The organism is Pseudomonas sp. HMWF006 (assembly GCF_003061205.1).
GTDB lineage: Bacteria > Pseudomonadota > Gammaproteobacteria > Pseudomonadales > Pseudomonadaceae > Aquipseudomonas > Aquipseudomonas monsensis.
On the sequence record NZ_QAIU01000290.1, the window covers coordinates 1 to 10058 of the forward strand.

The window sequence follows — 10058 nt, forward strand, 5'->3', positions numbered from 1 at the left end:
ACACCTCGGTCAGTCCCCTCTCCCTCCGGGAGAGGGCTAGGGTGAGGGTTGGCTTTTGGTTGTTTAAATTTGTGTCGAATAATCAGAACCTTCCCACAAGATTTTCAGGTTGTCCGTCGGACGTGCGCTCTCTAGTCTTTGGTTGTCGCCGACAACTCGGTGATCGGGTGTGAGAACCCGTAGGAACTGTTAATCCAACACCAGTACCACCATAATTGCCGCCGGCTATTTGCTGCCCTGCAATTTTTATGGCGGCTGTGTGCGGGCGAACTTCGGTTCGGCCGGGCTTGTTCCTACCGGTTTCTCACTCCGCACATAGCTGCCACCACTCCGCCGCGTGAGAAACGGCATGTGTTGGCTTTTGATTAGGAACATTTCCATGACTAAGCCCGTACCCGATCCCCCCATCCAAACCACCACCCCACTCGAAGACGCCCTCCGCGCCGACGACCAGCTCAAAACCCGCGAAGCCATCAAGCGCGCTCTCGATTTCTACCTCTGCCCCGAACCGGTCAAACCGCGTCAGCCCAGTACGATGTTCCTCATCCAGCCGAACATCGACACCGAAAGCCTGCTTGCCCACGCCTGCGAATCGCTGGCTTCAGCCAATGTCATGGCCGGTGATCTGGCCGATCAGCTCAGTCGCCCGCAGCGCAGTACGGCGCTGGCGATCCAGCAGATCGTCATGCTCGCCGAGCTGGCGGTGAACCGGGCGCTGGATAGGGTTGATCCGCAGACGTAGTCCGTCTGAACAGCATGTCACCGTGCTGCACGAATAGGCTCGCTCCTACAAGGGGATCGCATTCCAACTGTAGGTGTGAGCCTGTTCGCGATGGCGATTGTTCGGTGACCGCTGCCTCTGGAAATATTCGAACGGTTGATAAGTCCCAAAAAGGGACCTATCGTTCCCTTTTTGGGACTCTTGGCCTTCACAGTGGAAACTCTCTCTCTAAGCGAAGCGCTATTTACCACCACTCAACAAAAGGTATTGGGTCTGCTGTTTGGTAAGCCTGACCAGACTTTCTATGCCAACGAGATCGTGCGCTGGGCGCGGGTTGGCAAAGGCAGTCTCATGCGTGAACTCGACCGTCTGCAGCGAGCCGGTGTGTTGCGCATGACAAAGGTGGGCAATCAGAACCATTACCAGGCCAATCCCACATGTCCCATCTATGCCGAACTACTGGGCATTGCTCGCAAGACGTTTGGCATCGCTGAGCCTCTGCGTCAGGCATTGCAGCCGTTTACCGAGCAGATCACCTGGGCGTTTGTCTATGGCTCCATCGCCAAAGACACAGCAAACACACTCAGTGACATTGATCTCATGCTGATCGGCGAAGGCCTGCACTACAGTGACGTCATGGAACGGCTCATGCCCATGGAGGAACAATTGGGTCGTCCCATCAACCCGACGCTTTACACCCCGCAAGACTGGGCGGCAAAACTGGCTGCGCAAAACAGCTTTGTCTTGCGGGTGGTGCAGCAGGAAAAAATCGTTCTGTTAGGGGCAAACCCTTTGGAGTCCAAGGATGGGCAGCAACGAGAGTCTGGAGAATCTTCTACGTAGCGGTGGGCTGAAAGCGGAGCCGCCGGATCGCAAGGAGTGTGAGGGCTTGATGCGCTCGGCCATGGATCGGCTCAAGGATGCGCAAACTTCTACGTTGTCTTTTTCCAGCCGTTTCGACTTGGCTTATAACGCAGCGCACGCGTTGGCGCTGACGGCGCTCCGATTGAGTGGCTATCGATCAGATAAACGCTACCTGGTCTTTCAGTGTCTGGTGCATACGGCGCATATCAGCAAGGTTCAGGTGCGATTGTTCGCGTTGTGTCATGAGCGGCGCAATCTCGCGGAATACGAAGGGTATATGGATGAGGATGACGCGCTTCTGGCGCAGTTGTTGGAAAGCGCCTCGCAATTGTTGAGCAACGTCCAGCAACGAATGAACTGACATCCGGCACGGCTTGCGATCCTGACTAATCTCTTAAAGATCCGCCTCTATGAGCGGATACAGCTTGTATGGCTCAGGCCGCGCACGGTCCAAATCTCTCTGGGCCGTCCACTTCGGGAGTGTCTTGAAATGAAGCTGAAAACCGCTCTGCCGTATGTGCTTCTGTTGGTTCCACTCACAGCCTTCGCCGCGCCGGCCAGTCAATCCGGCGAGATCCGCTTCACCGGGCAAATCGTTGACTCGGGCTGTCAGGTCGGACCGGTCGGGGCGTTTGCTGCTCGTGAGTCTCGCCAGATCGAAATCAAGCCCGGCGTGAAAGTCGATGTCGACACTGAGCGCAACGCTTGCAGTCATCAGGCGCTGCCGATTTCCATGCGTTACGAAGCGCTGAAGACATCGACTGACAAAGGCATCGTGATCATCACCTACCTGTAAACCGTTCGGCGTGCGCTGCAAATCTTCAGGTGCCGAGCCATGGCGCACAGGTATACTGCGCGCCTTCGCGGCTCACTGATCGGGCCCGACTTTTTGCTTTCCGGAGCTTTTATGACTTCCCCGACCCTGCCGCCGGTTGACGACGCTGTGAGCGATGTCTCGGCTGAACTGGCCGATACCAGCGACACCAAAGCCGAAATCCCGGCCTTCAAGTTCCCCTTCAAACCGGGCGAACTGGCCGCAGCCAAAGGCTCGAACCAGCCGTGGTACAAAAACGGCGCCAAGAACGGCCACACCAAGACCCCGGGCATGGCGCCGCCGGGTACCCGTCGTTCGATGGGCAAGCGCTGAGTTTTATTCCCGCCCTGCGCCATCGACTGCGATTTTCGGTCGCAGTGATGGCTAAGTGCTCAGATCCTGAGCCAGATCAATATTTGACCAATTGGTGCGCTTAGAGTCAGCAGCCCTGCCGACTCTTTCCAATAAAACGAGCGCGCTATCCATGAAGATCAATCTCCCGGTGACCGGTCGCAATGTCGATGTGGCGCTGGATGCGAACATTCTCTCGACCACCGATCTGACCAGCGCGATCACTTACGCCAACGACGACTTCATCAAGATCAGCGGTTACAGCCGTGATGAGTTGCTGGGTGCGCCGCACCATCTGTTGCGTCATCCGGACATGCCGGCGCAGGCGTTTGCGCATATGTGGCAGACGCTCAAGGGCGGGCGGTCGTGGATGGGGCTGGTGAAAAATCGCTGCAAGAACGGTGATCACTACTGGGTCAGTGCCTATGTCACGCCGGTGACGCAGAACGGTACGGCGGTGGAGTATCAGTCGGTGCGCACGCGGGCGGATGCGCGGCAAGTGGCGGCGGCGGAGCTGGCGTACGCGCAGTTGCGCGGCGAGCGTGTGACGCGCTGGCAACCGCAAGCCTTGGGGGTGCGGACCAAGGTCACGGCGCTGGCCAGTGCGCTGCTCGGCGTTGTGCTGGGTGCCGAGACCTGGTTGCAGCCGGATTCTGCGTGGTTGAACCTGGCAGCATTTGTGTTGGGCAGCGGCGCTTGTGCGTTGGCGCTGCGCTGGATTTTGTGCCCGCTGGAGCAACTGGCCGAGCGTGCGCGGAGCGTTGCGGACAATCCGTTGAGTCAGTCTGTGTATACCGGACGTCGCGATGAAATCGGCCAGATCGAGTTCGCCTTGCAGATGCTCGAAGCGCAGGTCGGCGCGGTGCTCGGGCGTATCGGCGATGCGTCGCAACAGTTGGCCGGACACGCTGCGCAACTGGTCGATCACCTGCAAAGCAGCCATAACAGTTCACTGCAGCAGCAGGCGGAAACCGACCAGGTGGCGGCGGCCATTCACCAGATGGCCGCGAGTGTCGCGCAGGTTGCCAGTCATGCGCAGCAGGCGTCTGTAGCGGCGGACATGGCCGGAACGGAAACCCGTGAAGGGCATTGGCTGGTCGGTGAAAGTCGCAGCGCCGTGTTGCGCCTGGCTGAAGAGCTTGGCCGGGCGACCGAGGTGATTCATCAGCTCGAAGGCCACAGCAGTGAAATTTCCGGCGTGCTGGAGGTGATCCGCAGCATCGCCGAGCAAACCAATCTATTGGCTCTCAACGCGGCGATCGAAGCCGCACGCGCCGGCGATGCCGGACGCGGGTTTGCCGTGGTGGCGGATGAGGTTCGCGGGCTGGCGCAACGCACGCAGCAATCGACCAACGAGATTCAACGAATGATCAGCACCCTGCAGAACGGCGCGCGCGACGCGGTGCTGGTGATGCAGCAAAGCAGTGAGCATGTGGATAACAGCGTCGAACAGGCGCAGCGGGCGGCGCGGGCGCTGGACGGGATCAGCGAGCGGGTCGAGCAGATCACCGAGATGAGCCTGCAGATTGCGGCAGCGGTGGAGCAGCAGAGCGCGGTGAGCGAGGACATCAACCGCAACATCGTCAGCATTCGTACGGCGTGCGAGGTGACGGTGGATGAGGGGCGCGAGAGTCAGCGCAATTCCGAAGATGTGGCGGGGCTGGCGGGGGATTTGAGGTTGCTGGCGCGGGAGTTCTGGGGGCGGCGCCAGGTTCGCGATTGAGGGTGTGCTCATTTGCGCTATCGCGAGCAGGCTCACTCCTGCAAGGGAATGCATTTCAAATGTAGGGGTGAGCCTGCTCGCGATGAGGTCCGGGCGGACGCTAAAGACTCTGGATCAGGCCGCCCGCAACGAAATAAACGTATACGTCTGCGCCGGCTCCGTCACCACCTGTGCCCCGGCCGCCAACACTTGCCCGGCCACATCATCGCCCGACAAATGAAACACCCACTCACTCGGCGCCATCGTCAACGGCTGGGCAGTCACCTGATCAATCACTGCCGCAAACGCCTCCATATTCGGCAAGTAGGCAGTAAACCCGTCCCCCTTCAGCGCCGTGGTACGAATCCCCAGCATCGCGCAGATCGCGTCCTTGATGCCGATGTTATCGCGATCGGCCTGGCGCGAGCGTTGAATCAATTCAACCAGCGCCTGATCGACCAACTCGCCCCCGGCAATCAGCACGGGCCCCTGTTGCCAGGACTCCGGCGGGCAATCCTTGGCAGCAGGGGTGAGCGGGATATGCGGATTGATTTCCGCCGGGTAAATACGACACACCAGCGGCCGGCGCTCGTAGATGCGGCACAGGTTGTCTTCGTCAAGATTCCGGCAGGGACCGACGTTGTACGCGGCGAAGGTGATTGCCACATGGGCGTCTGTCGTGCCGCTGCGAACGAGCGCTGAACGCCGTTCGGCATGTTCTCGCTGCTGCGCCGGCAAACCCAGGCCATTACCGAGAAAAGCCTCCACCAGCACGATCACCTGACCGCCATCCGCCGCCCACATGCGGGCCTCGGCCAGGGTCAGCGGGACATGGTGGTCGGTGCAGCATTTGCCGCAGCCTACGCAGGAAAACGTCGTATTCATTGAGCGATCTGTCTTCAATCAGGGCGTGAAACGGTGGCGGAAAACCACCGCACAGGCGCGGATCGAAGCAATTTATGCGCCACTCACTGCGCTTTGCCGGTCGGACGAATCGAGTCCCACTCGGTGACGAAGGCGGTTTTCGCTTTTTTGTTGTACAGGCACAGCTCGGTGCTCTGCTGGCCTTTCATGTGTTTTTGCGGGTATTGACCTTGCAGCAACACGGCGGTGTAGCCGACGCGGTCGTCGAATTGCGCGGGTGTGCCGACCGGTTTGGCGTTTTTCAGGCCACTGGCCTTGGTGCAACTGGCGAGGACGGTTTTGTCGTAGGCGGCCCAGGCGTCAGGGCTGGAGGCGTGGGCCTGGGAGGCGAGAGCGGTGAGGCAGAGCAGGCTGAGGGTGAGTACTTTCATGGTGGGCGTCCTTGGTCGTGAGTGGCCAAGGTTGGAGTCTGCCAGAGAAAGGAAGTTGCCTGTGCTGGCCTGCTCGCGAAAGCGGTCGATCAGTCCGGCACCAGTTCCCGGCGGACCACATACATCCCGGCACTTTCATACAAGCGCTGCGCGCGCCGGTTGTCTTCCAGCACCTTCAGATCAACAAACCCTTCGCGCCGTTGCTGAAATACCTTGAATGCATTGAGCAACAACGCCCGGCCCAATCCACGCCCTTGCATGCGCGGATGCACCACCAGATTTTTGATGTATGAGCTGGTCCAGCATTGCGCCACGCCGACCACACCCTCGCCATCGCGGGCAATCAAGCACAGCGACGGATCGTATTCGGGATCGGTCTCGAATTGCTGCTGCCAAGTGTCCAGCGCCGGCACCCGGCCGCCGCCTTCGCGGTAGCCGAGTTGCATTAGGGCGTGCACGTCCGGCGCCAGTTCGACGGAGTACGTACACAGTTCAATGCCTTGAGGCCAAAGCGCATCCGGCGCGTCCTTGGCAAGATCGCGCCGCATCAAAAAACAATACGTCTGAGCCAAGACTCAGTGACCGTTGGCCGCGACGTGTTTGGCCGCTTCGATCAGGCGTTGAGTCAGCTCTGGTGAGGAGAACTTGGTCAGCACCGCATTTGCTCCGGCCAACCGGGCCTTTTCGCTGTTCATCGCGCTGTCGAGCGAGGTGTGCAGCAGCACGTAGAGGTGGGCGAAGTCCGGGGTTTCGCGCAGGGTGCGGGTGAAGGCGTAGCCGTCCATCTCGGACATTTCGATGTCGGAGACGATCAGGTTGATCTGCTGCGCGGTGCCTTGCAGGTCGAGCAGGCAGTCGATGGCTTCCTTGGCGCTGCGCGCGGTGTGGCACTGCAGGCCGAGGTTGCGCAGGGTGTGCACCGATTGCTGCAGCGCCACCTGACTGTCATCGACCACCAGAATCCGCGCATTGCCGAGGACTTCGGCGTCTTCCATGCTCAGGTCGGTCGGGGCCATTTCGATCTGCGCCGGGGCGATGCTGTGGATAACCTTTTCGATATCCAGCACCTGCACCAGCGTGCCGTCCACCGAGGTCACGCCGGTGATGTAGGCACGTGAGCCACCGGAACCGAACGGTGGCGGCTTGATGTCGGTGGTCAGGCAATGGACGATTTTGCTCACGGCCTGCACGTGCAGGCCCTGTTTGGAGCGGCTGACATCGGTGACGATCAGGCAGCCGCCGTTCGGGTCTTCCAGCGGGCGCTCGCCGATCGCGCGGCTGAGGTCGATCACCGACAGCGACGCGCCGCGCAGGGTGGCGATGCCTTTGACGTGCGGGTGCGACTCCGGCAGCTTGGTCAGCGGCGGGCAGGGGATGATTTCACTGACTTTCAGCAGGTTGATCGCCATCAGCTTGCCGCTGCGCAAGGTAAACAGCAGAAGCGAAAGTGAATCTGCGCGGGCTTTGGTGGAAGACATATAAACCTTCTGTGGAAAAAGGTGATGGGCGAGGGGCAAATCGCCAGAAACTATTGATGCCGGGTTATCGGCGTCAAAAGGTTGGGCTTTAGGTTAGTTGTCGGGTAGTCGGCCTGGGTTGATCGCTGTTCTCTCGATCACTGCCCCTCACCCCAGCCCTCTCCCGGAGGGAGAGGGGGCCGATTGGGGGACATTGTAGTAACTCACCGACCTGAACCTGCTCTGCCGAATCCATAATCGACTCGATGTTTCAGGTCGGCGTATGGCGCAAGACACCTCGATCAGTCCGCTCCCCTCCGGGAGAAGGGGCCGATTGGGGGATATTGTAGTAATTCACCGACTTGAACCTGCTCTGCCGAATCCATAATCGACTCGATGTTTCAGGTCGGCGTATTACGCAAAACACCTCGGTCGGTCCCCTCTCCCTCGGGGAGAGGGCTAGGGTGAGGGTGCTTTTAGCTCTTCATCCCCAGACGTTTAGCCATGCGGCCCAGGTTCGCCCGATCCAGCCCCAACTCCCGCGCCGCACTCGCCCAGTTATCCTGATTGCGTTCCAGCGCCGCACTGATCAAACGCCGCTGATACTGCTCGGTAGCACTGCGCAGATCCCCGCTGATCAGCGGCATCTCAGCCACGACACCGGCAACCGGCTCAACCGAGTTATCCACAACCTCACGCGGCAGATCCAGATCTGCCGCACTGAGGCTGAGGATCTTCGGCCGCACTTTGCAGTTGCCCAAGGCCTTCAGCGCGCTGCGCCCGATCAAGTGTTCCAGTTCGCGCACGTTGCCCGGCCAAGTGTAGGCGAGCAACGCTTCCTGGGCGTCGCTGCTCAGGCGCAGGCTGTTGAGGCCCATGCGCGAGCGGTTCTGTTCCAGAAAAAAGCCGCTGAGCAACAACACATCACGCCCGCGATCGCGCAATGCCGGCACCCGCAGTGGGTACACGCTCAAGCGATGGTAGAAGTCGGCGCGATAACGACCGCTGCGCACTTCTTCGGCCAGGTCGCGGTTGGTCGCGGCGATCAGGCGTACATCGACCTGATGTTCCTTGTCCGAACCCAGCCGCTGTAACTGGCCGCTCTGTAACACGCGCAACAACTTGGCCTGCACGGTCAGCGACAACTCGCCGACTTCATCGAGAAACAGTGTGCCGCCATTGGCCAGTTCGAACTTGCCGCGACGGTCGCTGGTGGCGCCGGTGAAGGCGCCGCGCACGTGGCCGAACAGTTCGCTCTCGACCAGCGTGTCGGGCAGCGCGGCGCAGTTGAGGCTGATGATCGGTTGGTCGGCGCGCGGTGACGCGGCGTGGATGGCTTGGGCGACCAATTCCTTGCCGACCCCGGTTTCGCCAGTGATCAACACGGTCAGATCGCTGCCGCCGACCAGGTTGATTTCTTCCACCAATTTCTTGAGCGCCTTGCTCTGACCGATCATTTCGCGGTGCTGCTGGCCGCTGGCCTGGCGATAGACCTCGGCGCGCTGGTGTTCGTCTTCGGCGCGGACGGCCAGGCGTTCGATGCGCTCGGCGGCGTTGACCGTGGCCGAGGCGAGGCTGGCAAAGGCTTGCAGGACGTCGAGTTCGATCGGCTCGAAACGCTCGGGATCAAGGGCGTCAAGGGTGATCAGGCCCCAGAGTTTTTCATCGACGAACAGCGGGCACCCGAGGCAGTCGTGGACTTCGAGGTGATCGGCGAGGCCTTCGACCAGGCCGTCATAAGGATCAGGCAAATCGCTGTCGGCGGCGAACCGTGTCGGCCCGGCGCCGGCCAGCAGAATTTCAAAGCGCGGGTGCTCGCTGACTTTGAAGCGCCGGCCCAGGGTGTCGGTACTCAAGCCGTCCACCGCCAGCGGCACCAGCGATTCACCTTCCAGGCGCAACAATGCGGCGGCATCGCACGGCAGGAGGGCGCGCATGGCTTGGAGCAGGCGTCGATAGCGCTCGCCCTCGGGCAGTTCGCGGGACAGATCGGAGACTAAAGGCAGCAGCGCGGTGAGCAGGGATTTGGCAGACATGGTGATGTAGTCAAAGAGACAAGATGTAGTCGGGATGACTATAAAGGTCTTCGTGTCGAAATGACTACGTGTTTTTTAAATCATTGATTTGTATGAATAAAATATCTGGCACGAAAACTGATAAGCCTAAGGCAACTTATCAAAAAAGCTCAGGAGTCACTCTTATGCTTAGCGTCCAGGATCGTGCCATCGTCAAATCCACTGTGCCTCTGCTCGAAAGCGGGGGTGAGGCGCTGATCACGCATTTCTATCGCATGATGCTCTCCGAATACCCCGAAGTCCGTCCGCTGTTCAACCAGGCGCACCAGGCCAGCGGTGATCAACCGCGTGCCTTGGCCAACGGTGTGCTGATGTACGCGCGCCACATCGACCAGCTCGACCAATTGGGCGATCTGGTGGCGAAGATCATCAACAAGCACGTGGCCCTGCAAATCCTGCCGGAGCACTACCCGATTGTCGGCACCTGCTTGCTGCGCGCCATTTCCGAAGTGCTCGGCGATGAGATCGCCACGCCCGAGGTGATGAGTGCGTGGGGGGCGGCGTACGGTCAGTTGGCCGAGATCCTGATCGGCGCCGAAACCGCCATCTACGATCAGAAAGAGCAAGCTGTCGGCGGCTGGCGCGGGGCGCGTGAGTTCATCGTGGCGGCGAAGGTCGAAGAGAGTGCGGAAATCGTTTCCTTCTACTTCGAACCGGCCGACAAAGGCCCGATCCTTGCGGCTGAACCGGGTCAGTACATCGGCATGAAGCTGATCCTCGACGGCGAAGAAGTCCGCCGCAATTACTCGCTGTCGGCGCTGGCGAACAACGGTCAGTAC

12 protein-coding genes and 1 pseudogene are annotated in these 10058 nt (G+C 60.2%); 8 read left to right on the plus strand and 5 right to left on the minus strand.

Going from position 1 to position 10058, the window contains the following annotated elements:
• Positions 1-379 precede the first annotated feature (379 nt).
• From DBR24_RS11905 to DBR24_RS11930, 7 genes and pseudogenes are all read left to right on the plus strand, one after another.
• Positions 380-742, plus strand: a complete 363-nt coding sequence (locus DBR24_RS11905) for a DUF6124 family protein (RefSeq protein ID WP_128614843.1) — start codon at positions 380-382, stop codon at positions 740-742.
• Positions 743-934: 192 nt separating this feature from the next.
• Positions 935-1564 (plus strand): nucleotidyltransferase domain-containing protein, encoded by a 630-nt coding sequence (locus tag DBR24_RS11910; protein WP_128614844.1) that lies wholly within the window; start codon positions 935-937, stop codon positions 1562-1564.
• On the plus strand, positions 1527-1946 hold the full coding sequence (locus DBR24_RS11915) for a hypothetical protein (RefSeq protein ID WP_128614845.1): 420 nt from the start codon (positions 1527-1529) through the stop codon (positions 1944-1946). Before DBR24_RS11910 ends, DBR24_RS11915 begins: the two co-directional genes overlap by 38 nt.
• A 129-nt stretch (positions 1947-2075) precedes the next feature.
• Positions 2076-2381, plus strand: a complete 306-nt coding sequence (locus DBR24_RS11920) for a type 1 fimbrial protein (protein WP_123463169.1) — start codon at positions 2076-2078, stop codon at positions 2379-2381.
• A 111-nt stretch (positions 2382-2492) separates the two neighbouring features.
• Positions 2493-2732 (plus strand): hypothetical protein, encoded by a 240-nt coding sequence (locus DBR24_RS11925; protein WP_123463171.1) that lies wholly within the window; start codon positions 2493-2495, stop codon positions 2730-2732.
• 151 nt (positions 2733-2883) lie between these two features.
• Positions 2884-3165, plus strand: a pseudogene (locus DBR24_RS34820) (PAS domain-containing protein); the annotation flags it as partial.
• 204 nt (positions 3166-3369) lie between these two features.
• Entirely contained in the window at positions 3370-4473 is a 1104-nt protein-coding gene (locus tag DBR24_RS11930; RefSeq protein ID WP_371921272.1) for a methyl-accepting chemotaxis protein, read from the plus strand.
• 114 nt (positions 4474-4587) lie between these two features.
• On the opposite strand, the gene DBR24_RS11935 is transcribed toward DBR24_RS11930, so the two are convergent.
• The 5 genes from DBR24_RS11935 to norR all read right to left on the minus strand — a co-directional run bounded on the left by DBR24_RS11935 (position 4588) and on the right by norR (position 9240).
• Positions 4588-5337, minus strand: a complete 750-nt coding sequence (locus DBR24_RS11935; protein WP_128614847.1) for a YkgJ family cysteine cluster protein — start codon at positions 5335-5337, stop codon at positions 4588-4590.
• Between the two features lie 83 nt (positions 5338-5420).
• A complete protein-coding gene (locus DBR24_RS11940; RefSeq protein ID WP_128614848.1) occupies positions 5421-5747 on the minus strand; it encodes a hypothetical protein in 327 nt (108 codons plus the stop codon).
• 89 nt (positions 5748-5836) lie between these two features.
• On the minus strand, positions 5837-6295 hold the full coding sequence (locus DBR24_RS11945; RefSeq protein ID WP_128614849.1) for a GNAT family N-acetyltransferase: 459 nt from the start codon (positions 6293-6295) through the stop codon (positions 5837-5839).
• 27 nt (positions 6296-6322) lie between these two features.
• Positions 6323-7225: a chemotaxis protein CheV gene (locus DBR24_RS11950; RefSeq protein WP_025109268.1), complete on the minus strand. Its 903-nt coding sequence runs from the start codon at positions 7223-7225 to the stop codon at positions 6323-6325.
• Positions 7226-7680: 455 nt separating this feature from the next.
• Entirely contained in the window at positions 7681-9240 is a 1560-nt protein-coding gene (gene norR / locus DBR24_RS11955; protein ID WP_123463181.1) for a nitric oxide reductase transcriptional regulator NorR, read from the minus strand.
• Between the two features lie 164 nt (positions 9241-9404).
• Between norR and DBR24_RS32025 the strand changes: the two genes are divergently transcribed.
• On the plus strand, positions 9405-10058 hold a 654-nt coding region (locus tag DBR24_RS32025; RefSeq protein WP_256591419.1), incomplete at its 3' end, for a globin domain-containing protein.